Raw genomic sequence first — 23,186 nt, 5'->3', positions numbered from 1 at the left:
CCGGTCGCGCGGCCGGCGCGGGTACCCGGCGAGGCCGGGGAAGCAGGGGAGGAGCGGCATGCAGCGGTGGCGGGGGTACGACGCGGCGCCCGGTGGCTGGGGGCGTTCGGTCGTCACCATCGGCGTCTTCGACGGCGTGCACAAGGGGCACCAGGCGACCATCGGACACGCCGTTGCCCGGGCCCGGGAGCTGGGCCTGAAGTCGGTGGTGGTCACCTTCGACCCGCATCCGGCGGAGGTGGTCCGCCCGGGCTCGCACCCCGCCGTGCTCACCGAGCCCGCCCGCAAGGCGGAACTGATCGAGGCCCTCGGCGTCGACGTGCTCTGCGTGGTGCCGTTCACCCCGGAGTTCTCCCGGCTGCCGGCGGAGGCGTTCGTGCACGACGTCCTGGTCGAGCACCTGCACGCCGCGCTGGTCGTGGTGGGGGACAACTTCCGGTTCGGGCACCGGGCGGCCGGTGACGTGGCGCTGCTGACCCGGCTCGGCCGCACCTTCGGCTTCGGGGTGGAGGGCGCGCCGCTGGTGGCCGAGGCGGGCACCGTCTTCTCCTCGACGTACATCCGCTCCTGCGTCGACGCGGGCGACGTGGCCGCCGCGGCCGCCGCGCTGGGCCGCCCGCACCGGCTGGAGGGGGTGGTGGTCCGCGGCGACCAGCGCGGACGTGAGCTGGGTTACCCCACCGCCAACCTGCTCCGCCACCGGTACGCGGCGGTCCCCGCCGACGGGGTGTACGCCGCCCGGCTGGTGCGCCGGGGGCAGCGGCAGCCCCTGGCGGCGGCGGTGTCGATCGGCACCAACCCGACCTTCTCCGGCCGGGAGCGGCGGGTGGAGGCGTACGCGCTGGACTTCTCCGGCGACCTGTACGGCGAGCGGCTGGCCCTGGACTTCGTCGCGCACCTGCGGGAGCAGCGCCGGTACGACGGCATCGAGCCCCTCGTGGCGCAGATCGCCGAGGACGTCGAGCGGACCCGCCGGGCGGTCGGCTGAGCGCGCCACGGGCGGCTTTGCCGACCTTGACCGGATGGGACCGGGTCGGACTGGTAGTCTGGCGGGGACGTCGGCTGACCGACGTGGGGCCTCGCGTGCCTGCACGACGCCGCGGGTGCGAGGTACCGGTCCGTTCCGGTCTCCTGACCGGTTCGACGGACACCAGTGATCAACCCACCGAAACAGGGAGAACATGGCGCTCGACCAGGAAGCCAAGGCCACGATCCGCGCGGAGTACGCGACCGCCGAGGGCGACACCGGTTCGCCGGAGGTGCAGGTCGCGGTCCTCACCAAGCGGATCGCCGAGCTGACCGAGCACCTGAAGGTGCACAAGCACGACCACCACAGCCGCCGTGGGCTGCTGCTGCTGGTCGGCCGGCGCCGTCGGCTGCTCAACTACGTCCAGAAGAAGGACATCAACCGCTACCGGTCGCTCATCGAGCGACTCGGTCTGCGCCGGTGACGTGACGGGGGAGTGGCCTGCGGCCGCTCCCCCGTTCCGGTACCACTGAAGAACAGGGCCGCGCGACCACCCGAGAGGGAGCCGGTCAGCGTACCGGTCTCCGGTAGTGGCCTCCGGGCACCCCGGCATCACGCCGGTCACCCGGGCGCTTCGATCGAAGACCGGCCGTCTGAGCAGCTCCCGTGTCGTGGGCCCCCGACGCGAAGGAGCACGACAGCACCATGACCGAGACCAACCTCGGCACCGAATCCCGTACCGCCGTGATCGACAACGGGTCCTTCGGCACCCGTGAGATCACCTTCTCCACCGGCCGGCTGGCCCGTCAGGCCGCCGGTTCGGTCGTCGCCCAACTGGGCGAGACCGTGGTCCTCTCCGCCACCACCGCCGGCAAGCAGCCGAAGGAGCAGTTCGACTTCTTCCCGCTGACCGTCGACGTCGAGGAGCGGATGTACGCCGCGGGCCGGATCCCCGGCTCGTTCTTCCGCCGTGAGGGACGCCCCAGCGAGGACGCGATCCTCACCTGCCGGCTGATCGACCGGCCGCTGCGCCCGTCGTTCGTCAAGGGCCTGCGCAACGAGGTCCAGGTCGTCGAGACCGTCCTCGCGCTCGACCCGCAGCACCCGTACGACGTGGTGGCGATCAACGCCGCCTCGATGTCGACCAAGCTCTCCGGCCTGCCCTTCTCCGGCCCGATCGGGGCTACCCGGATGGCGCACGTCGACGGCCAGTGGGTCGCCTTCCCGACCATCGACGAGCTGGCCCGGGCCACCTTCGACATGGTGGTGGCCGGCCGCGCCCTGCCCGACGGCGACGTCGCGATCATGATGGTCGAGGCCGAGGCCACCGAGCACACCGTGGCGCTGGTCGCCGGCGGTGCCCCGGCCCCGACCGAGGAGGTCGTGGCCAGCGGCCTGGAGGCCGCCAAGCCGGCCATCCGCGAGCTGTGCCGCGCGCAGAGCGAGCTGGCCGAGGTGGCCGCCAAGCCGGTCGCCGAGTTCCCGGTCTTCCTGGACTACCAGGACGACGTGTACGCGGCGGTGGCCGAGGTGGCCCGCGCCGACGTGGCCGAGGCGCTCACCATCGCCGGCAAGGCCGCCCGCGAGGAGGCCCTGGACCGGGTCAAGGCCCGGGTCGCCGAGGAGCTCGGTGGTCGCTTCGAGGGCCGGGAAAAGGAGCTCAGCGCCGCCTTCCGGTCGCTGACCAAGTCCGAGGTCCGCAACCGGGTGCTGCGCGAGCAGATCCGCATCGACGGCCGCGGCCCGCGCGACATCCGCCCGCTGACCGCCGAGGTCGGCGTGCTGCCCCGGGTGCACGGCTCGGCGCTGTTCGAGCGGGGCGAGACCCAGATCCTGGGCGTCACCACGCTGAACATGCTGCGCATGGAGCAGTCGCTGGACACCCTCTCCCCGGAGAAGTCCAAGCGCTACATGCACAACTACAACTTCCCGCCGTACTCGACCGGTGAGACCGGCCGGGTCGGTTCGCCGAAGCGGCGCGAGATCGGCCACGGCGCGCTCGCCGAGCGGGCGCTGATCCCGGTGCTGCCGGCGCGCGAGGAGTTCCCGTACGCCATCCGGCAGGTCTCCGAGGCGCTCGGCTCCAACGGCTCCACCTCGATGGGTTCGGTCTGCGCCTCGACGCTGGGCCTGCTGGCAGCCGGTGTGCCGCTGAAGGCGCCGGTCGCCGGCATCGCCATGGGCCTCATCTCCGACGAGGTCGAGGGCAAGACCCAGTACGTGACGCTGACCGACATCCTCGGTGCCGAGGACGCGTTCGGTGACATGGACTTCAAGGTCGCCGGCACCCGGGACTTCGTCACCGCGCTGCAGCTCGACACCAAGCTCGACGGCATCCCGTCGGACGTGCTGGCCGCCGCGCTCCAGCAGGCGCACGAGGCCCGGCAGACGATCCTCGACGTGATGCAGGCGGCGATCGAGGCTCCGGCCGAGATGTCGGACTACGCGCCGCGGGTCACCACGGTCAAGATCCCGGTCGACAAGATCGGCATGGTGATCGGCCCGAAGGGCCAGACCATCAACGCCATCCAGGACGAGACCGGCGCCGAGATCTCCATCGAGGACGACGGCACGATCTACGTCGGCGCGACCAACGGCCCGTCGGCCCAGGCCGCGGTGGACCGGATCAACGGCATCGCCAACCCGACCCTGCCGAAGGTGGGGGAGCGGTTCCTCGGCACGGTGGTCAAGACGGCCGCGTTCGGCGCGTTCGTCTCGCTGCTGCCGGGCCGCGACGGCCTGCTGCACATCTCCAAGGTGGGCGACGGCAAGCGGGTCGAGAAGGTCGAGGACTTCCTCAACGTCGGCGACAAGGTCGAGGTCGAGATCGCGGACATCGACGCCCGCGGCAAGATCTACCTGGACAAGGTCCGCCCGGAGGGCGCCGAGGCGCCGGCCGCCGGCGAGGCCGCCGGTGGCGAGCGTACGGCCGGCCGGGGCGGCGACCGTGGCGGTGACCGTGGCCCGCGCGACCGTGGCGACCGGGGCGGCGACCGGGGCGGTCGTGCCCCGGAGCGCGGCGACCGGCCCCAGGGCGGCGGCGAGGGCGGCGAGGGTGGCGAGGGTGGCGAGCGCCCGCGTCGCCGGACCCGGCACAGCTGACCCGCCGCGCCACAGCACCACCCACCCCTCGTCAACTGAGAGCAGGTTTCCGTGAGTCGGGCCCAGCGTTCGTCTTTTCCTGCGGCTCGACGGGGGGTGGGACCGTCCGGAGCCGTCCGGCACGCCACCGGGACGCAATCCGGTCGTGCCGGGTCGGGCCGGGCGGTCACCCGCACGCTGAGTGACGACCCGCTGGGCGGCACGGTACGCCGTACCGTGCTGCCCAGCGGGTTGCGCGTGCTCACCGAGGCGATCCCGGCGATGCGCAGCGTCTCGTTCGGCATCTGGGTGGCGGTCGGCTCGCGGGACGAGACCGGCCCGCAGGCCGGCGCGGCGCACTTCCTGGAGCACCTGCTCTTCAAGGGCACCCACAAGCGCGGCGCGCTGGAGATCTCCTCGGAGATCGAGGCGGTGGGCGGCGAGACCAACGCCTTCACCACCAAGGAATACACCTGCTACTACGCCCGCGTGCTGGACGAGGACCTGCCGCTGGCGATCGACGTCATGTGCGACCTCGTGGCCGACTCGGTGATCGAGGCGGCCGACGTGGAGACCGAGCGCGGCGTCATCCTCGAAGAGATCGCCATGCACGACGACGAGCCCGGCGACGAGGTGCACGACCTCTTCGCCCGCGCCGTCTACGGCGACCACCCCCTGGGCCGGCTCATCTCCGGCACCGAGGAGACGGTCACCCCGATGACCCGGCGGCAGATCCACAGCTTCTACCGGCGCCGGTACACCGCGCCGCAGATCGTCATCGCCGCCGCCGGCAACCTGGACCACGCCACCGTGGTCAAGCTGGTCCGCCAGGCGCTGCGCGGCACCCCGCTGGACACCGAACCGGCCGGGCCGGCTCCGCACCGGCCGGCCACCCCGGCGGTACGCACCAGGCCGGCCGCCACCCTGGTGGAGCCGAAGGAGTCCGAGCAGGCGCACGTCATCCTCGGCTGCCCCGGCATCGACCGCCTCGACGAGCGGCGCTTCGCCCTCGGCGTGCTCAACAACGTCCTCGGCGGCGGCATGTCCAGCCGGCTGTTCCAGGAGATCCGCGAGCAGCGGGGCCTGGCCTACTCGGTCTACTCGTACGCCAGCCAGTACGCCGACAGCGGCCTCTTCGCCGTCTACGCCGGCTGCGCGCCCGGCAAGGTGGACGAGGTGCTGGCGCTGACCCGCGCCGAGCTGGCCCGGGTGGCCGCCGAGGGGATCACCGAGGCCGAGCTGGCCCGGGGCAAGGGCATGAGCAAGGGATCGTTCGTGCTGGGCCTGGAGGACACCGGCTCGCGGATGAGCCGGCTGGCCAAGGGGGAGCTGCTCTACGGCGACCTGATGCCGGTGGACGAGCTGCTCACCAGGGTCGACGCGGTCACCCTGGCGGACGTGAACGCGCTCGCCGCCGAGCTGCTGAGCCGGTCGATGTCCCTGGCCGTGGTCGGCCCGTTCGGCGAGCACGACTTCTCCGCCTGACCCGCCTGGTCGGCGGTGCCGGCGTGCGTGCCGGTGCGCCGCGCGTGGATCACCGTCGTCCCGTGGGACGTGGGTGGTCCCGGCGGGTGACCGCGTCCCGATTGGGATAGGTTGTGCCCCGTGACTGACGAGCAGGAGAAGAGCCTGGACGAGCCGATCCGGGTCGGCGTGCTGGGTGCCCGGGGCCGGATGGGCGTCGAGGTGTGCAAGGCGGTCGACGCGGCCTCCGACATGGACCTGGTGGCGATGGTCGACCAGGGCGACTGGCTGTTCAACGCCTCCGACGCGGGCGCCGAGGTGGTCGTCGACTTCACCACCCCGGACGTCGTCATGGACAACCTGCACTGGTGCATCGACCAGGGCATCAGCGCGGTGGTCGGCACCACCGGCTTCACCGAGCAGCGGATCGAGCGGGTGCGCGGTTGGCTGGAGCGCAAGCCGGGCGTCGGCGTGGTGATCGCCCCGAACTTCGGCATCGGCGCGGTGCTGATGATGCAGTTCGCCGCGCGGGCCGCCCGGCACTTCGAGTCCGTCGAGATCATCGAACAGCACCACCCGCGCAAGCTCGACGCCCCCAGCGGCACCGCCACCCACACCGCCCGCCGGATCGCCCAGGCGCGCGCCGACGCCGGTCTCGGCCCGTCGCCGGACGCCACCTCCGACGAGGTGCCGGGTGCGCGCGGCGCCGACATCGACGGGGTACGCGTGCACGCCGTGCGGGCCACCGGGCTGGTCGCCCACCAGGAGGTGCTCTTCGGCACCACCGGCGAGACGCTGACCATCCGGCACGACTCGTACGACCGGGCCTCGTTCATGCCCGGCGTGCTGCTGGCCGTCCGCGCGGTGCGTACCCGCCCGGGCCTGACCATCGGCCTGGACACGCTGCTCGACTGAGCGTCCTCCCGGGCCGGCCCGTGCCGCGGGCCGGATGAGCACGACCGGCCGGTGCGGCACCGGGTGAAACGGCTCGTCACCCGGTCCAGCCGGGACCTAGGCTGACCGTCATGATCGATTCAGGGCTGCGCGACCGGGCCGGACGTCACATCACGCTGCGGCCGGTCGACGACCACAACTGGCGGGATGTCGCCGACGTGGCGCCCCGCGACGACCAGCGCGCCTGGGTACCCGCCCTGGCCGCCCGCTACCTGGTGCTGACCATGCGCTCCGACGGGTGGACCTCGCTGGCCGTCTACGCCGACGAGACGGTGGTCGGACACGCCATGTGGGGGGTGGACGACGACGGCTCCCGCTGGATCGGCGGCATGGTGATCGCCGCCGGCGAACAGGACCGGGGCGTCGGTCGGGCCACCGTCCGCACCCTGGCCGACTGGCTCGCCGCGCAGGACGGTGGCAGCGTGGTCCGCCTCTCGTACCACCCCGACAACACCCCGGCGGCCCGCCTCTACACCTCCCTCGGCTTCGCTCCGACCGGTGCGGTGGAGGACGACGAACTGGTCGCCGAGCTCACCTCCTGACCCCGTCGCGCAGGCCCTGCACGGAGCCGGCGCCCAGCTCCGGGCCGGCCAGGGGACGCAGGGCGGCCCGGCCGTTCGGCCGAGAAGGGCTGACCCCGCCGGTGGCGGTTCCCGGCCGGCGCCGGGAGCCGCCACACCGGGTCAGTCCTGCGCGAGCACCGACAGGATGTTGCCGGCCGGATCGGTGAACCAGGCGATCGTTGGCCCTTTGCCGCGCATCACGCCCTTCTCGTCCTGGCCCATCCCCTCGTAGCGGGCGAACCGCACGCCCCGCGCGGTCAGCTCGTCGACGGCCCGGTCGACGTCCGGCACCGGGAAGTTCAGCACGGTGTGCCGGGCCGGCTCGTGGTCCGCCTTCGGATACACGAGCACCGGCCGGTCCCCGGCGATGTGCAGGGTCAGCAAGCCGCCCATCTTGTCGTCGCGCGACACCCGCAGGCCGAGGGTGTCGGCGTAGAACTGCTCGGCGCGTCCGATGTCGTCCACCGAGAACGAACTGAACGCCAAGGTGTCCGTGAACATGCTGGTCTCCGTTCCTGCGTGGCCGGCGGCATGACCGTCGCCGGGTGGCTGCCGTCCCGGTCATGGTCCTCCGCCGACGGGGCGCTGTCCTGGGATGGACTCCGGCGCCGGCCGGAACTCATCGGTTCGGACCCGGGCCCGCCGGCGCCGTACCGCTCAGGGCAGCCGGTCGGGCAGGCCGAACAGCGGGAAGAGCCGCGGCTGGAGGAAATGGGTGAGCCGGGTGATCCGACCGCCGGAGGACTCCACCAGCTGGATCGAGAACGCGCGGTGGCCGCCGGCCGGGTCGGGCCGGAACTGCGCGAGGGCCGGCCCGCCGTTGGCGGCCACCGGCAGCAGCCGGGAACCTTGGCAACCGGCGCCCGGCCCGGCCAGCCACCGGCCGATGTCGGCCGCCCCCCGCAGCCACACCGGATACGGCGGCATGGCGTGCACCGCGTCCTCGCGCAGCAGTGCGACCAGGGCGTCGATGTCGTACCGCTCGAAGACCTGGACGTAGCGGTCGAGCAGCTTCCGGTGCTCCCGGTCCAGCACGGGGGCCGGCGCGGCCGCCTCCCGGTCGGCCAGCGTGGCCCTGGCCCGCTGCAAAGCGCTGGTCACCGCGGCGACGGTGGTGTCGAGCAGCTCGGCGACCTCGCCGGCCCGCCAGCGCAGCACGTCCCGCAGGATCAGCACCGCGCGCTGCCGTGGCGGCAGGTGCTGCAACGCCGCGACGAAGGCCAGCCGGACCGACTCGCGGGTCACCGCCAGCTCGGCCGGGTCCTCGGGAAGGACGACGGCGTCCGGCGCCGGCTCCAGCCACTCCCGGCCCGACCCGGGCGCGCCGAGCGCCGTCGCCACCGGGGCGGACGGCACCCCGAGATCCATCGGCAGGGCCCGCCGGCCCTGGCCCCGCAGCAGGTCCAGGCAGACGTTGGTGGCGATCCGGTAGAGCCAGGTGCGCAGGCTGGACCGTCCGTCGAAGCGGTCGAGGCCGCGCCAGGCCCGCAGCATCGTCTCCTGCACCGCGTCCTCGGCGTCGAAGACCGAACCGAGCATCCGGTAGGCGTAGCCGGTCAGCTCGACGCGGAACCCCTCCAGGCCGGCGGGGTCGGCCGCCGGACGCGCGCCGGGGGCGGCCCGGTTCGGGCCCGCGTCGGGTCTCGCCGTCGGTGCGGTCATGCGGCCACCGTAGGCGAGGCCCCCGACACCGGTGGCCGACGGCGCGCGCCGGCCGCCGCTCAGTCGGTGGCGACCGGCTCGGCCGGGACCGCGACGTGCAGCCGGACCTGGGGAACGAGCATGTCGTCGACGTCCAGCGCCCGCGCTGCGCCGTCCGGCTCCCAGCCGGTGGAGGTGAGGAACTTCCGGGTCGCCTCGTCGCCGTCGAACGCCCAGGCCACCGCCCGGTCGAAGCCGTCGGTGCGCCACAGGTCCACGGTGGCCGCGAGCAGCCGGCTGCCGTGCCCGCGCCGGCCCCAGCGGGGCTCGACCAGCAGGTCCGTCACCGCGGCCACGCCCTCGGCCAGCGCCTCGGCCGGCTCACCCGGGGCGAGCGCCTCGGCGTCCGCCGGGCCGGAGGCGGCGAACCCCACCAGATAGGATTGCTCGGCCTGTTCGACGGCGACCAGCACGCGGTGCGCGCCGGAGGGCGGCTCCTGCACCGCCGCGCTCCACCGCCGGGCGAGCCATGCCTCGTCCAGGTTGTCGAGCACGTGCCGGGGCAGGATCCGGCGATAGGCGACCCGCCAGGTCGCGAGCTGGATTCGTGCGATCTCGCCGGCGTCCTCGGGACGCGCCGGGCGGACGTATCCCATGGCCATTATTGTCGCGCGGACGAAGTTTGCACCCTGAGGCGCAGGACGAATCCGCGCTCCCTCCCTTCCGCTGCAGATGTGTCGACCCGGTATGATTTGCGCATGGCTCGCGAGGTGCAGGGGTTTCTTAACATGAGGCCTAACCTCCACTGGCACGTCGCGTGCTGCGGGACCTGCCGGGACAGGTCGGCGCTCCGTTCAGCGAGCATCGGCGATTCAGTGCGCGTACTGATGTCGCTGCGGTATGCGGATGGCCTAGTCGAACGGCTGTTGCGTGAGCCGGAATCGTGAGACGGGCCTACAGGTTCCTGTTGCGCCCGACGCGCCGCCAGTCCTCCGCGTTGAAGTCCTGCCTCAACGACCATCGTCTTCTCTACAACGCTGCCCTCGAGGAGCGTCGGGAGGGATACCGAAAAGCTGGGAAGACTGTGCGTTACAGTGAGCAGTCCTCGCAGCTCAAGGACATCCGACGCGCCGACCCCGATGGGCAGGGGCGTTGGTCTTTCTCCTCTCAGCAGGCCACATTGCGGCGCCTCGACAAGGCTTTCGCGGCGTTCTTCCGCAGAATCAGGGCCGCCGAGAAGCCCGGCTATCCGCGCTTCAAGGGCCCCGGACGGTTCGACACTGTGGAGTGGCCGAAGGATCGGGACGGTTGTCGCTGGGACTCCGCCTCCGGGTCCGGGCCCAGGCGCGTCTATCTCCAAGGCATCGGCCATGTCCGAGTCCACACTCATCGTAGAGTTGCGGGTCAGGTCAAGACGATCGCAGTCAGGCGGGAGGGACAGCGTTGGTTTCTTGTTCTGTCCTGCGACGAGGTGCCTGCTGAGCCGCTGCCTGCTACCGGGTCGCAGGTCGGTATCGACATGGGCGTGGCCTCCTTTCTGACCACGTCTGAAGGAATTCAGGTAGCAAACCCACGCCACCTCGACGCGTCGGCAGAGAACCTCGCCATTGCTCAGCGAGCCTTGAGCCGCTGTAGACGTGGCTCGAACCGACGGCGCAAGGCGCGAGAGCGAGTCGGAGCCCTCCACCGGAAGGTGCGTCGCCAGCGTCTCGACCACGCTCACAAGACCGCGCGCCGGCTCATCACACAGCATGACCTGATCGCCCACGAAGGTCTTCAGATTCTCAACATGACGCGTTCGGCGTCGGGAACTGCTGAATCGCCTGGCCGCAATGTCGCGCAGAAGTCCGGATTGAACCGGAGCATTCTTGACGCTGGATGGGGGGTGTTCCTCAACGTGCTGCACGTCAAGGCTGAAAGTGCCGGACGAACCGTCGTTGAGGTGGCTCCCCGTAACACGTCCCGCACATGCTCGCGCTGCGGGCACTGCGGAGGCGAGAACCGTGCCAGCCAGGCCAGGTTTCGGTGCGTAGCCTGCGGATACGTCGCACACGCCGACGTCAACGCCGCCGTTAACATCTTGCGGGCAGGGCTTGCCCGTCAGGCCGCCGAATCGGCCTGAGAAGCCGGTGCCGTCAGGCACTGGAGGAGTCACGGGACGGAAGCCTACGCAGGGCGGGAGTGACGATGGTGGCGCAGGGTGCCAGGCGGACGGCCGCACAGGCCGCCGGGGTGGTCGCGCTCGCCGTCGCGGTGACGGCCTTCCTCTCCGTGGCGGCCGTCCGGCACGGCTTCTTCGACCTCAAGGTCTACTACGGCGCGCTCACCTTCTGGGTGCACGACCACGGCGAGATCTACGACTACCTCAAGCCCGGCACTCAGTACGGCTTCACCTACCCGCCGTTCGCCGCCCTGGTGATGCTGCCGATGGCGTACCTGCCCTGGCCGGCGGCGATCACCGTCAGCGTGGCCGCCAGCGTGGTGGTCAGCGCGGTGCTCATCTGGTGGCTGCTCGACCCGGTCTCCCGGCGGGCCGGCTGGTCCCGCTGGTTCACCCTGGCCGTCGCGCTCTGCCTGGCCGCCGCGTACGAGCCGATGCGCGAGACGATCAACTTCGGCCAGGTCAACATGCTGCTGCTCTTCCTGGTCGGACTGGACCTGCTGCGGCTGCTGCCGGCCGGCAACCGGTGGGCCGGGGTGGGGATCGGGCTGGCCACCGCGATCAAGCTGACCCCGGGCGTCTTCATCGTCTACCTGCTGATCACCCAGCGCTGGCGGGCCGCGTTCACCTCGATGGCCGCCGCGGCGGTGGCGACCCTGCTCGCCGCCGCGCTCTTCCCGGACGCCTCGCGGGAGTTCTGGACCTCGTCGCTGTGGAACACCAGCCGGGTGGGGGAGCTGGCGTTCGTCTCCAACCAGTCGTTGCGCGGGGTGGTGGCCCGGCTGGACCCCGACCACCCGAGCACCCTGGCCTGGCTGCTGCTGGTCCTGGCCACCCTCGGGATCTGGGCCTGGCGGTCCCGGGCGGCGGTGGCCGTCGGCGACGAGGCCACCGGGCTGGCGCTGACCGGCGCGCTGATGTGCCTGGTCAGCCCGGTCACCTGGGTGCATCACCTGGTCTGGCTGATCCCCGCGCTGATCCTGCTGGTCGACAACGCGATGGCCGCGCCCGCGCACGGTCCGCGGCGGCGCGCCCTGCTGGCCTTCGCGGTCATCGCGTACGGGCTGCTGATCAGCCGGATCGTCTGGGCCTGGGAGAAGGACTTCACCGGCCTGGACGGCTTCCTGGGCAGCAACACCTACGTCTGGATCAGCCTGGCGCTGCTGATGCTGCTGCCGATCCGGCGCTGGGCCGTCCCGGCCACCGCCGGCCCGGCCGCCGGGCGTCCGGAGCCAACCGGGTCAGCCGTCGAGCCGGCCGGCGTACCGCAGCTCGTCGAGCCGGACCGGGGGACGCCCACCGGCGAGCGGCACCGGGTAGGTGGACCACTCGCCGTCCGCTGACAGCCCGGCCCGCTCGTAGAAGCGGCGGGCCCGGGTGTTCTCGGCCAGCACCCAGAGCCGGTACTCCCGCCAGCCCCGGCCCGCCAGGCCGTCGCGGGCCGCGGCCAGCAGCGCCCGCGCGGTGCCGTCACCCCAGTGCGCCGGCTCCACGTACGTCGCCAGCACCTCGCCGTAGGCCGGATCCAGGTCCCCCCGGTCCTGGTTGTTGCGGTACGGCCCGAAGGTGACGAACCCGGCGGGTACCCCGTCGACCTCGGCGAGCAGCGTGGTGAACGGGTGCTCCGGGTCGGCGGTGCCGAGGTCCCGACGCCTTTGCGCCCAGGCCACCGGGTTGAGCCGGCGCAGCACCTCGTCGGGCATGATCCCGGCGTAGCCGGCCTGCCAGCCGTGGATGTGCACCCGGGCGATCGCCTCGGCGTCCTCGGGCTCTTCGCGGCGGATGGTGAGCATGTGTCCGTTCTATTCCTCGCCGGGCGTCCGGTCCAGCGTCCGCTCCGCGTCGTACCGCTGGTTTAGGGTGCCCGACGATGGCCGCACCGGAAGCACTCTCCCTCGCCCAGGCCCGGCGGGTGGCGCTGGCCGCCCAGGGCTTCGCCGACCCGGCGCCCACCGGCGTGCCCACCCGGCGACACCTGCGCCGGGTGCTGGACCGGGTCGGGTTGATCCAGATGGACTCGGTCAACGTGCTGCAACGGGCGCACTACCTGCCGCTCTACAGCCGGCTCGGGCCCTACCCGACGACGCTGCTCGACACCGCCGCCTACCGCCGCCCCCGCGAGCTCTTCGAATACTGGGGCCACGAGGCGTCGCTGGTGCCGGTGGGGCTGCACGCGGCGCTGCGCTGGCGGATGGCCAAGGCCCACTCCGACGCCTGGGGCGGCATGCGGCGCATCGCCCAGGAGCAGCCCGAACTCGTCGCCTGGGTCCGCGACGAGGTGGCCGCCCGGGGGCCGCTGACCGCCGCCGAGATCGAGCACGACGCGCCCCGGGAGACCGGCAACTGGGGGTGGAACTGGTCGGCGGTGAAGCGGGCCCTGGAGTTCCTCTTCTGGGCCGGGGAGGTGAGCGCCGCCGACCGGACGACCTCCTTCGCTCGCCGCTACGACCTGCCCGAGCGGGTGCTGCCGGCGGCTTCCCTGGCCGCGCCCACCCCCACCGACGCCGAGGCGTACCGCACGCTGGTGTCGGTGGCCGCGCGGTCGCTCGGGGTGGCCGCCGAGCCGGAGCTGCGCGACTACTTCCGGCTCCCGCTGGGCGGTGCCCGGCAGGCGATCGCCGAGCTGGTCGAGGCCGGTGAGCTGCGGCCGGTGACGGTGCAGGGCTGGCGGCAGCCGGCCTGGCTGCACGCGACCGCCCGACTGCCCCGGTGGGTGCGCGGCAACACCCTGGTCAGCCCCTTCGACCCGCTGGTCTGGGAGCGGGCCCGCACCGAGCGGCTCTTCGACTTCAGCTACCGGATCGAGATCTACGTGCCCGCGCCGCAGCGGGTGTACGGCTACTACGTGCTGCCGTTCCTGCAGGGGGAGCGGTTCACCGCGCGGGTCGACCTCAAGGCCGACCGGCGGGCGGGCGTGCTGCTGGTGCCGGCCGCCTGGATCGAGCCGGGCGCCGACCCGGGGGAGACCGCCGTCGCGCTGGCGGCGGAGCTGTACCGGCTCGCCGGCTGGCTCGGTCTGGACGCGGTGGCCCCGCCGGTCGCCGGGGATCTCGCCGATCCGCTGGCCGCCGCGTTGAAGGGCGTGGCCGGTGTACCGTGAGCGCGTGACGAGCGTGGACGGTTCGGCGGGTCAGCCGGGTCAGCAGGTGCCCGACACCAGCGCGCCGCAGGCCGCACCGCCCGGCGCGGTGGCCGCCCCGCACCTCGGCGCCGCGCCTTACGGCGAGCCACTTGATGGCGAGGGTGCCGCGCACGGTGCCGGCAACCTGCACGGGCACGCCGAAGGCGCCTGGCCGCCCGGCGCCTACCAGCAGGTCGAGCCGGACCGGCTCACCCGGTTCGTGCTCCGGGTGCACGCGCGCTCCCCGCGCTGGGCGGCGCCGCTGGCGGCGCTCGGCTGCGTCGGCATCGGGATGGCGTACGCGCTGGTCAGCGACCCCACCCGCAGCGACCCGGACGCCGCCCCGAGCTGCCTGCTCAAGCTGACCACCGGCCTGGACTGCCCGGGCTGCGGTGGCACCCGCGCCCTCTGGTACGTCCTGCACGGCGATCTGCCCGCCGCCGCCCGGCACCACTTCCTCTTCGTGTTCGCACTGCCCTTCCTGGCGTACCTCTTCGTGGCGTGGGCCGGGAAGCAGGCCTTCGGCTGGCGCCTGCCCGAGCTGCGGATCAGCTCGCCGGTGATCGCCGGGTTCCTCGCCGTCTGGCTGGCCTTCTCGGTGGCGAGAAACCTGCCCTGGGCCCCGTTCACCGCGCTCTACGTCTGACCACCCCGCACCCGACGGCCCGCGCCGCCACGCGGCCCCCCGCCGTGCGTCCCGACGGTGCCGTCTGCGAGATCTTGGACACTTGTCGTTCCCCCGGAGCGGAAACTGTCCAAGATTCGCAGCTCACGGCCGCTGTCAAAGCCGGGAGGTCAACTTTCGCGCACCGGTGCGGGGCAACTACAGTCCCAGGAATGCCGGAGATGGTGCAGCCCCAGGTCAAGCTGATCGCATGGACCCAGTTCCAGGCCCCGGACGACGTGCCGTGGTCGACCGACGCTGACGGCGGTCAGGCCCTGGCGGAGTTCGCCGGCCGGGCCTGCTATCAGAGCTGGAAGAAGCCGAACCCGGCGACCGCCACCAACGCCGGCTACCTGGCGCACATCCTCGAGGTGGGCCACCTGAGCGTGCTGGAACACGGCTCGGTGAGCTTCTACTTCACCGGGGTCTCCCGCTCCTTCACCCACGAGCTGATCCGGCACCGGCACTTCTCGTACTCCCAGCTGTCCCAGCGCTACGTCCCGGAGCGGGACGCGGCGATGGTCGAGCCCCGGGTGATCGCCGAGGACCCGGAGCTGCACAAGAAGTTCGTCGAGGCCGCCGAGGCGAGCGTCCGGGCGTACACCGAGCTGCTGGAGGGGCTGGAGCAGCGCTTCGTCGACGAGCCCAACCCGACGCTGCGGCGCAAGCAGGCCCGGCAGGCGGCCCGCGCGGTGCTGCCCAACGCCACCGAGACCCGGATCGTGGTCACCGGCAACTACCGGGCCTGGCGGCACTTCATCGCCATGCGTGCCACCGAGCACGCCGACGTGGAGATCCGCGAGCTGGCGGTGGAGTGCCTGCGCCAGCTGCAGCAGGTCGCCCCGAACGTCTTCGCCGACTTCGTCATCTCCACCCTGCCCGACGGCACCGAGGTGGCGACCAGCCCGCACGCCGAGCTGTCCTGAGCCCTTCCCCACCGGCTCTCCGGTGGTCGTCCGCTAGGTTGTGAACATGACGCACGACCACCTTGCCGCCCCCGATCGGGGCGCGTCCCGCCCGTTCGGGCGACTGCTCACGGCCATGGTGACCCCGTTCACCGACGACGGCTCGCTGGACCTGGACGGCGCCGTACGGCTCGCCGCCCACCTCGTCGACGGGCAGGGCAACGACGCGCTGGTGCTCAACGGCACCACGGGTGAGTCGCCGACCACCACGGACGCGGAGAAGGAGACCCTGATCCGCGCGGTGGTGGAGGCGGTCGGCGACCGGGCCAGGATCGTCGCCGGGGTGGGCACCAACGACACCCGGCACACCATCGAGCTGGCCGCGTCGGCCGAGAAGGCGGGCGCGCACGGCCTGCTGGTGGTGACCCCGTACTACAACAAGCCGCCGCAGAGCGGGCTGCTGCGCCACTTCACCGCGGTCGCCGACGCCACCGGGCTGCCGATCATGCTCTACGACATCCCGCACCGGGCCGGGGTGGCCATCGCCACCGACACGCTGGTGCGCCTCGCCGAGCACGGCCGGATCGTCGCGGTCAAGGACGCCAAGGGCGACCTGACCGCCACCAGTTGGGTGCTCAGCCGCAGCGACCTCGCCTACTACAGCGGGGAGGACGCGCTCACCCTGCCGACGCTGGCCGTCGGCGGGGTCGGCCTGGTGGGCACGTCGACGCACTTCATCGGCGCACCCGCCAAGCAGATGATCGAGGCGTACGACGCGGGGGACACGGCGACCGCGCTCGGCCTGCACCGGCGGCTGCTGCCGCTGTTCACCGGAATCTTCCGTACCCAGGGCGTGATCCTGGTGAAGGCGGGCCTGGCGGCCAAGGGCCTGCCGGCCGGTCCGGTGCGGCCGCCGCTGGCGGACGCCACCGCCGACGAACTCGCCCAGCTGCGCGCCGACTGCGCCGCGGCGGGCCTGGAACTGCCCGAATGATCGAACGACACGACGGACGCCGGGTAACGGCGTCGCAGATTGAGGTGGACGCGTGACCGAGGCGCACATCGAGGGTGAGCTGCCCCCGCCGCTGCCGGAGGGCGGCCTGCGGATCATCCCGCTCGGCGGGCTCGGCGCCATCGGTCGGAACATGACCGTCTTCGAGTACGACGGCAAGCTGCTCATCGTCGACTGCGGGGTGCTCTTCCCCGACGTCGAGCAGCCGGGCGTTGACCTGATCCTGCCGGACTTCGGCCCGATCCTGGACCGGCTGGACGACGTCCAGGCGATCGTGCTCACCCACGGTCACGAGGACCACATCGGCGCGGTGCCGTACCTGCTCGCCCACAAGCCGGACATCCCGCTGGTCGGTTCCCAGTTCACCCTGGCCCTGGTCGAGGCGAAGCTGGCCGAGCGGCGGATCCAGCCGTACACGCTGACCGTGCGGGAGGGCGGCCGGGAGCGGCTCGGCCCGTTCGAGTGCGAGTTCTTCGCGGTCAACCACTCGATCCCGGACGCCCTCGCCGTGGCCATCCGCACCCCGGCCGGGCTGGTGCTGCACACCGGCGACTTCAAGATGGACCAGCTCCCGCTGGACGGCCGGATCACCGACCTGGCCGGCTTCGCCCGGCTCGGCGCGGAGGGCGTCGACCTGCTGCTGTCGGACTCCACCAACGCGGAGATCCCCGGCTTCGTCACCCCCGAGCGCGAGATCGGGCCGGTGCTCGACTCGATCTTCGCCAAGGCGCGGGGGCGGATCATCGTCGCCTCGTTCGCCTCGCACGTGCACCGGGTGCAGCAGGTCTTCGACTCGGCGATCGAGCACGGCCGCAAGGTGGCGCTGATCGGCCGGTCGATGGTGCGCAACATGGGCATCGCCCGCGACCTCGGCCTGCTCAACATCCCGCCCGGCCTGGTGGTCGGGCTGGAGGAGGCCACCACGCTGCCGCCCGAGCAGATCCTGCTGATGTCCACCGGCTCCCAGGGCGAGCCGATGAGCGCGCTCGGCCGGATGGCCAGCGGCGACCACCGGCACATCACCATCGCCCCCGGCGACACGGTGGTGCTGGCCAGCTCGCTGGTGCCGGGCAACGAAACCTCCGTCTACCGGGTGATCAACCGGCTGGCCCGGGCCGGCGCGGTGGTCGTGCACAAGGACGTGGCCAAGGTGCACGTCTCCGGCCACGCCCCCGCCGGCGAGCTGCTCTACCTGCTCAACATGGTGCGCCCGAGCAACCTGATGCCGGTGCACGGCGAGTGGCGGCACCTGCGGGCGCACGCCCGCCTCGGCGTCGAGTCCGGCGTCGCCCCCGACCGGGTGGTGCTCTGCGAGGACGGCGACGTGGTCGACCTGGTCGAGGGCCGGGCCAGCCTGGTCGGGCACGTCAAGAGCCGCTACGTCTACGTCGACGGGCTCGCCGTCGGCGACGTCAGCGAGTCGCTGCTCACCGAGCGGCGGATCCTCGGCGACGGTGGCTTCATCGCCACCACCGTGGTGGTCGACTCGGTCACCGGCAAGGTGGTCGGCGGCCCCACCCTCTCGGCGAAGGGCTTCTCCGAGGACCCGGAGGCGTTCAACCCGGTCGTCCCGCTGGTCACCGAGGCGCTCAACCGGGCCGCGGCGGACGGCATCACCGACCCGCACCAGCTCCAGCAGATCGTCCGGCGCACCGTCGGGCGCTGGGTCAACGACAAGTACCGGCGCCGCCCGATGATCGTCCCGACGGTCGTCGAGGTCTGACCCACCGGCTCCGCACGCCGGTCCACCGTCCGCGGTGGGCCGGCGTCGTCGTGTCCGGGTACGCCCCGGCGAGTGACCGCCCGGACACGCTGCGCTGAAAGGTCCGGATCCGGGTCAACCGATCGGCCGTCGTCTCCGTACTCCGTTCCGGCAGGCGTACCCGCGCCGGCCGGGAGGAGCTTGGCGGATGGACCGCAGACGGATGACAGCCATCGGTGTCGTGGTGGCGGCGGCGGGATTGACGGCGGCGGTGACGCTGCCGTCGTTCGCCGGTGAGAACGCCGCCCCGCGAGCCGGTGGACCGGCCGGGGCGAACGCCACCGACGGGGTGGCCCCCGAGGTGCTGGACGCGATGAGCCGCGACCTCTCGCTCAGCCGGGAGCAGGCGGTACGGCGGTTGGCGGCCGAGCGGCGGGCCACCGGCACCCTCGGCCGGCTGCGCGCCGAGCTCGGCGCGGCGTACGGCGGCAGCTGGCTCAGCGCCGACGGCGCCACGCTGACCGTGGCGGTCGCCGACCCGGCGCAGGCGGACCGGGTCCGCGCCGCCGGTGCGGTGCCGAAGGAGGTCGACCGGGGCGTGCGGGAGCTGGACGCGGTCAAGGGCCGGCTCGACTCGGCCGGTGGCCGGGCCACCCCGGACATCGCCGGCTGGTACGTCGACGTCGCCACCAACTCCGTGGTGGTGCTCGCCAAGCCGGGCGCGGAGGAGGCCGGACGCCGGTTCGCGGCGGCGACCGGGGCGCCGGCACGGGCGGTACGGGTGACCACCTCCACCGAGTCCCCCCGGCCGCTGTTCGACGTGCGGGGCGGTGACGCGTACTTCATCAACAACGCCGGCCGCTGCTCGGTCGGCTTCTCCGTGGTCGGCGGCTTCGTCACCGCCGGGCACTGCGGCCAGCCGGGGGACCGCACCACCGGCGCGAACCGGGTCGCCCAGGGCACCTTCGCCGCGTCCTCGTTCCCCGGCGACGACTGGGCGTTCGTCCAGGTCAACAACCAGTGGACGCCGCAGGGCGTGGTGAACGACTTCAACGGCGGCACCGTGCCGGTCAACGGCTCCACCGAGGCCCCGGTCGGCGCCTCGATCTGCCGCTCCGGCTCCACCACCGGCACCCGCTGCGGGGTGGTCCAGGCCAAGAACGCCACCGTGAACTACCCGGAGGGCACGGTCACCGGGCTCACCCGGACCAACGTCTGCGCCGAGCCCGGCGACTCGGGCGGGGCGTGGCTCTCCGGCGACCAGGCGCAGGGCGTCACCTCCGGCGGGTCCGGCGACTGCACCGCCGGCGGCCTCACGTTCTTCCAGCCGGTCAACGAGATCCTCCAGCGCAACAACCTGACCCTGGTCACCGCGGAGAGCCGGGCGGCCCCCGCCGAGCCGCCCGCCGGCGGCGACGCCACCGCCCCGCCGGCGACCGCCGCCCCCACCGCCCCGCCGGCCGGCGACTCCTCGGTCTGCACCGGCGACGTCAGCCGCTCCGGCGCCATCGCCGCCGGCCGTTCCCAGGCGCAGCCCGACGGCCGCTGGTTCGTCGCCGACGGCGGCGCGCAGAGCGCCTGCCTCGACGCCCCCGACGGCGCCCAGCTGGTGCTGGAACTCCAGCGCTGGACCGGCACCGGCTTCCGGACCGTGGCCCGGGCCGCCACCGCCGACGGCGTCGCGCGGCTGGAGGCCGAGGGCTCGGCCGGCGCCTACCGCTACCGGGTCACCGCGCTGAGCGGCTCCGGCAGCTACACCCTCGCCTTCTCGGCGAGCTGACCCACCCCGACCGCGGCCCCCGACCCCCACCGCCCGGTGGTCGGGGGCCGCTCCGCGTCCCGCCCCCATGGCCGCGCTTTCGGAGAAAGAGTGGCCATGGCGCGCGGAACAGCCACGCTTTCTCGGAAGGTGCGCGCTGGGGTGGGGGTGCGCGGTCAGCGGAGGAGGGCGTTCAGGTCGCCGTAGGAGGTGGCGGGGGTGAGGGCGGTGTACGTGCCGCCGGTCAGCGTTTCGGTGGCGGCCCGCCGGACCAGGCCGTACGCGGCCTCGGCCAGGGACGAGCCGAGGCTGACCCGGGCCACGCCCAGCTCGGCCAGGGTGGCCACGGTGGGTGCGCCCGGGCCGGCGAGCACGTTCACCGGTCCGTCCACCCCGGACACCAGCGCGGCGATGCTCGCCACGTCGACCACCCCCGGCACGAAGACGCCGTCCGCCCCGGCCGCCCGGAACGCCTCGGCCCGGCGCAGGGTCTCGGCGAGTCGCTGCGCCGGTTCGCCGACCGCCCGCAGGTAGGTGTCGATGCGGGCGTTGACGAAGAGCGCCACCCCGGCGGCCTCGGCGGCCTGGCGGGCGGCGGCGATCCGGGCGCACTGCTCCGTCGTGGGGCGCAGTCGGGTCGGGTCGTCCGGGTCGGCGTCCTCGATGTTGATTCCCACCGCGCCGGCGGCCAGCACCTCGGTGACGGTCCGGGCGACGCCGGCCGGGTCGGCGGCGTACCCGTCCTCGATGTCGGCGGTGACCGGCACCGTCACCGCCGCGGCGATCCGGGCCAGTGGCGTGAGCGCCCGGCTGCGGTCCAGCGCCCCGCCGTCGGCGACGCCGAGGGCCCAGGCGATGCCGGCGCTGGTGGTGGCCACCGCCTCGGCCCCGCACTCCTCGACCAGGCGGGCGCTGGCCACGTCCCACGCGTTGGGCAGGACGAGCGGTGTACCGGGCCGGTGCAGGGCCCGCAGCCGGGCGGCCCGCTGCTGTGGTGTCGTCATGCGGCAAGTCCACCAGCGCGGCGCGTCGGCGTCCGGCGGCTTTCGGACCTCACCCGCGCCGGTCAGGGCAGCGCGGCGACCGCGTCCGCGTACGCGACGCCGGTGGCGACCGCCGCGTCGACCAGGACGCCGAGCTGTGCCGGGGCCACCCCGTGCTCCAGGTCGGTGGTCACGTCGCCGGCCAGCACCAGCTCGCCCTCGCCCAGGTCGTGCACGTACGCCTTCGGCAGCAGCCGGTCGTGGTTCCAGGCGTTGCAGAACTCGTACGCCTCGGTCAGCCGGGCCACCGGGAGTCGCCGGGCCGCCACCACCCGGGCGTGCAGGATCTCGCCGCGCCGCCCGACCTGCCGGAACTGGATCACCGCCTCGTGCCAGCGTCCGACCACCACCGGACCGGCGTCCACCGCGTAGACGTCGCCCCGGCGGTCCAGCACCGCGGTGATCATCGACAGGCTCAGCGGGGCCAGCTCGTCGGCTGCCGGGGCGAACGGCGGGTCCGTCGCCGGGTCGTCGCCGGTCTCCTCGTCGGGCAGCGGCACCGGCGTGGCCAGCGGCCGCTCCGCCAGCCAGGAGGCGATCCGGCCGGACTGGTGCCCGGTGCCGTTGCGCGCGTCGAAGCTGCCGGCCAGCCCGGTGGCCAGGGTCAGCAGGTCGGTGCCGAGGGTCTCCACGTCCACCTCCGCCGCCGGCCGGCTGCCGTGCGCCGGGCGGTGCACCCGCCGCCCGGCCAGCCCCGCCTCGGCGGCGAGGGCGCAGACCAGCGCCCCGGCGGCGGCGAACTCCATCGCGGACAGGTCGTCGTACGGGTGGTCCAGCCGGGGCAGCTGCTCGGCGAGGATGTCCAGCCCCCGGCCGGGGTGCCCGGCCAGCGCGCAGAAGCGCAGGTGCGCGGCGAGGTACGGGAAGGCCCCCCGCTCCCGCCGGTGCCGCCGGTACGCCCGCAGGTGCGCCTGCCCGGCCCGCTCCGCCTCGCCGGTGCGCAGCCACGGCAGCAGCGCCACGGCCAGCGCCCGCTCGGGCGAGTCGGTGCAGTCCACCGCGCCGTCGAGGACGGGACGCAACGTCGCCAGCGCCGCCTGGTCGTCGCCCCACCCGGCGAGCAGCTCCGCGCGGCGGGCCGGCAGGCAGCCGGGGCAGCCGGCGGTCGGGTCGGGCTCGGCGGCGGCCCAGTCGTCGTACCGGCGGCGGGCGGTGGGCTCGTCGCCGAGGTGGTCGGCGAGCCGGCAGCGCAGCTGGGCGACGAGCCCGGTCCGCTCGCCGGCCCGCCGCGCCAGGTCGTCGAGGAGGGCCCGGGCCTGGTCCAGGCCGACCCGCGGGGTGCCGATCGCCGCCTCGACCGCGTAGCGCTGGTGCCGGCGCAGCAGCTCGGCGTCGCCGGGGCGTTCGGTCAGCAGGCCGGGGGACCGGTCGACGGCCGCCAGGCAGCGCCGCACCGGCTCGGCCAGCCGCCACCGCTCCCCGTGCAGCAGGTACGCCTCGACCAGCGCGAACCGGGCGTCCAGCCCGGAGTGCGCGTCGCCCAGCGCGTCGGCCCGGGCGGCGATCCGGTCCAGCTCGGCGAAGCGGGCCTCGCCGTCGGGCATGTCCCGGGCGTCGGCCAGCGCCGCGACCAGCTCCGGGACCCGGCCGGTCAGTCCGCGCCCGACGGGCTCGCCCCGGCCGGTCACCGGGTCGTCCCGCCGGGAAGCTGGGCGACGGCCGCGGCCAGTTGGCAGCCGGTGGAGATGCCGCAGTCGAGGAGCTGGTCGAGCTGGTGCGGGGTCACCCCCCGTTCCAGGTCGGTGATCACCTCGCCGCAGACCCGGGCCACCCCCTCGTCGTCGACGTGCACGAACGCCTTGGGCCAGAGCCGGTCGTGGTTCCAGGAGTTGCAGAAGGCGTAGAGCGTCGGGACGTACTCGATGCCGAAGGCCGGGGCGGCCATGGTGCGGACCTGGAGCAGCTCGCCGGCCTCGCCGGGGCGCAGGAACCAGATGAGGTTGTCGTCCCAGCGGCCGACCAGGTCGCCGTCGGCGTCGGCGGAGAAGGCGTACCCGCGGTTGCCGAGCACCGCGGCGATCAGTTCGCCGGTCAGCGGCCGCAGGGCCTGCGGGTGCCCGGCCAGGGGGTCGTCCGGACCGTCCTCGAAAGCAGGCGACGCCATCGGGCATCCCTTCCTGAGGCAAATAACACGTCTGTGGGCGTGGTC

The 23,186-nt window shown here is 73.5% G+C and carries 21 protein-coding genes; 14 read left to right on the top strand and 7 right to left on the bottom strand.

Annotated elements, in window-relative coordinates:
* The first annotated feature begins 58 nt into the window (after window positions 1–58).
* From ACTMTB_RS10030 to ACTMTB_RS10005, 6 genes are all read left to right on the top strand, one after another.
* Window positions 59–988 carry a bifunctional riboflavin kinase/FAD synthetase gene (locus ACTMTB_RS10030; protein ID WP_441144382.1) on the top strand — a complete coding sequence of 310 codons (930 nt, stop codon included), beginning with the start codon at window positions 59–61 and terminating at the stop codon, window positions 986–988.
* A 193-nt stretch (window positions 989–1,181) separates the two neighbouring features.
* The gene (rpsO, locus tag ACTMTB_RS10025; RefSeq protein ID WP_088963411.1) at window positions 1,182–1,451 is read left to right on the top strand and encodes a 30S ribosomal protein S15; all 270 of its coding nucleotides are present in this window, start codon (window positions 1,182–1,184) and stop codon (window positions 1,449–1,451) included.
* A gap of 221 nt (window positions 1,452–1,672) precedes the next feature.
* A complete protein-coding gene (locus tag ACTMTB_RS10020) occupies window positions 1,673–4,069 on the top strand; it encodes a polyribonucleotide nucleotidyltransferase (RefSeq protein WP_441144991.1) in 2,397 nt (798 codons plus the stop codon).
* Window positions 4,070–4,165: 96 nt separating this feature from the next.
* Entirely contained in the window at window positions 4,166–5,533 is a 1,368-nt protein-coding gene (locus ACTMTB_RS10015; protein WP_441144380.1) for a M16 family metallopeptidase, read from the top strand.
* Between the two features lie 120 nt (window positions 5,534–5,653).
* A complete protein-coding gene (gene dapB, locus ACTMTB_RS10010) occupies window positions 5,654–6,427 on the top strand; it encodes a 4-hydroxy-tetrahydrodipicolinate reductase (protein WP_441144378.1) in 774 nt (257 codons plus the stop codon).
* A 110-nt stretch (window positions 6,428–6,537) separates the two neighbouring features.
* Window positions 6,538–7,008 carry a GNAT family N-acetyltransferase gene (locus ACTMTB_RS10005; protein ID WP_441144376.1) on the top strand — a complete coding sequence of 157 codons (471 nt, stop codon included), beginning with the start codon at window positions 6,538–6,540 and terminating at the stop codon, window positions 7,006–7,008.
* A gap of 141 nt (window positions 7,009–7,149) precedes the next feature.
* Here the strand turns inward: ACTMTB_RS10005 and ACTMTB_RS10000 are convergent, their stop codons facing one another.
* From ACTMTB_RS10000 to ACTMTB_RS09990, 3 genes are all read right to left on the bottom strand, one after another.
* Window positions 7,150–7,530, bottom strand: a complete 381-nt coding sequence (locus tag ACTMTB_RS10000) for a VOC family protein (protein WP_441144374.1) — start codon at window positions 7,528–7,530, stop codon at window positions 7,150–7,152.
* Between the two features lie 156 nt (window positions 7,531–7,686).
* Complete coding sequence (locus tag ACTMTB_RS09995) at window positions 7,687–8,691, bottom strand: sigma-70 family RNA polymerase sigma factor (RefSeq protein WP_441144372.1); 1,005 nt, start codon at window positions 8,689–8,691, stop codon at window positions 7,687–7,689.
* 59 nt (window positions 8,692–8,750) lie between these two features.
* Complete coding sequence (locus ACTMTB_RS09990; RefSeq protein ID WP_210775824.1) at window positions 8,751–9,332, bottom strand: GNAT family N-acetyltransferase; 582 nt, start codon at window positions 9,330–9,332, stop codon at window positions 8,751–8,753.
* Window positions 9,333–9,613: 281 nt separating this feature from the next.
* On the opposite strand from ACTMTB_RS09990, the gene ACTMTB_RS09985 reads away from it, so the two are divergent.
* Together ACTMTB_RS09985 and ACTMTB_RS09980 are read left to right on the top strand one after the other, a co-directional pair.
* A complete protein-coding gene (locus ACTMTB_RS09985) occupies window positions 9,614–10,792 on the top strand; it encodes an RNA-guided endonuclease InsQ/TnpB family protein (RefSeq protein WP_441144370.1) in 1,179 nt (392 codons plus the stop codon).
* Window positions 10,793–10,860: 68 nt separating this feature from the next.
* Window positions 10,861–12,174, top strand: coding sequence for a glycosyltransferase 87 family protein (locus tag ACTMTB_RS09980; protein ID WP_441144989.1), 1,314 nt, complete (start codon window positions 10,861–10,863; stop codon window positions 12,172–12,174).
* Here the strand turns inward: ACTMTB_RS09980 and ACTMTB_RS09975 are convergent.
* Window positions 12,073–12,624, bottom strand: a complete 552-nt coding sequence (locus ACTMTB_RS09975; protein ID WP_441144368.1) for an N-acetyltransferase family protein — start codon at window positions 12,622–12,624, stop codon at window positions 12,073–12,075. The two genes, ACTMTB_RS09980 and ACTMTB_RS09975, sit on opposite strands and share 102 nt — an antisense overlap.
* Before the next feature lie 77 nt (window positions 12,625–12,701).
* Here ACTMTB_RS09975 and ACTMTB_RS09970 point away from each other — a divergent pair, with 77 nt between their 5' ends.
* The 6 genes from ACTMTB_RS09970 to ACTMTB_RS09945 all read left to right on the top strand — a co-directional run bounded on the left by ACTMTB_RS09970 (window position 12,702) and on the right by ACTMTB_RS09945 (window position 20,015).
* A complete protein-coding gene (locus tag ACTMTB_RS09970; RefSeq protein WP_441144366.1) occupies window positions 12,702–13,931 on the top strand; it encodes a winged helix-turn-helix domain-containing protein in 1,230 nt (409 codons plus the stop codon).
* Entirely contained in the window at window positions 13,921–14,598 is a 678-nt protein-coding gene (locus ACTMTB_RS09965) for a DUF2752 domain-containing protein (RefSeq protein ID WP_441144364.1), read from the top strand. Before ACTMTB_RS09970 ends, ACTMTB_RS09965 begins: the two co-directional genes overlap by 11 nt.
* A gap of 200 nt (window positions 14,599–14,798) precedes the next feature.
* Window positions 14,799–15,542, top strand: coding sequence for an FAD-dependent thymidylate synthase (gene thyX / locus ACTMTB_RS09960; RefSeq protein WP_238450723.1), 744 nt, complete (start codon window positions 14,799–14,801; stop codon window positions 15,540–15,542).
* A 46-nt stretch (window positions 15,543–15,588) separates the two neighbouring features.
* Window positions 15,589–16,515, top strand: coding sequence for a 4-hydroxy-tetrahydrodipicolinate synthase (gene dapA, locus ACTMTB_RS09955; RefSeq protein WP_441144362.1), 927 nt, complete (start codon window positions 15,589–15,591; stop codon window positions 16,513–16,515).
* Window positions 16,516–16,567: 52 nt separating this feature from the next.
* Window positions 16,568–18,256: a ribonuclease J gene (locus tag ACTMTB_RS09950; protein ID WP_154942780.1), complete on the top strand. Its 1,689-nt coding sequence runs from the start codon at window positions 16,568–16,570 to the stop codon at window positions 18,254–18,256.
* 187 nt (window positions 18,257–18,443) lie between these two features.
* Entirely contained in the window at window positions 18,444–20,015 is a 1,572-nt protein-coding gene (locus ACTMTB_RS09945) for a S1 family peptidase (protein ID WP_441144360.1), read from the top strand.
* A 155-nt stretch (window positions 20,016–20,170) separates the two neighbouring features.
* On the opposite strand, the gene ACTMTB_RS09940 is transcribed toward ACTMTB_RS09945, so the two are convergent.
* The 3 genes from ACTMTB_RS09940 to ACTMTB_RS09930 all read right to left on the bottom strand — a co-directional run bounded on the left by ACTMTB_RS09940 (window position 20,171) and on the right by ACTMTB_RS09930 (window position 23,141).
* Window positions 20,171–20,998: an isocitrate lyase/PEP mutase family protein gene (locus ACTMTB_RS09940; protein ID WP_441144358.1), complete on the bottom strand. Its 828-nt coding sequence runs from the start codon at window positions 20,996–20,998 to the stop codon at window positions 20,171–20,173.
* A 62-nt stretch (window positions 20,999–21,060) separates the two neighbouring features.
* Complete coding sequence (locus ACTMTB_RS09935; protein WP_441144987.1) at window positions 21,061–22,581, bottom strand: YbjN domain-containing protein; 1,521 nt, start codon at window positions 22,579–22,581, stop codon at window positions 21,061–21,063.
* Between the two features lie 80 nt (window positions 22,582–22,661).
* Entirely contained in the window at window positions 22,662–23,141 is a 480-nt protein-coding gene (locus ACTMTB_RS09930; protein WP_088963396.1) for a YbjN domain-containing protein, read from the bottom strand.
* Window positions 23,142–23,186 lie beyond the last annotated feature (45 nt).

Origin of the sequence: Micromonospora sp. L32, assembly GCF_052068055.1 — a bacterium.
GTDB classification, from domain to species: Bacteria; Actinomycetota; Actinomycetes; order Mycobacteriales; family Micromonosporaceae; genus Micromonospora; species Micromonospora purpureochromogenes.
Note: the sequence above shows the minus strand (reverse complement) of the source record. Positions and strands in the feature narration are given on the sequence as shown.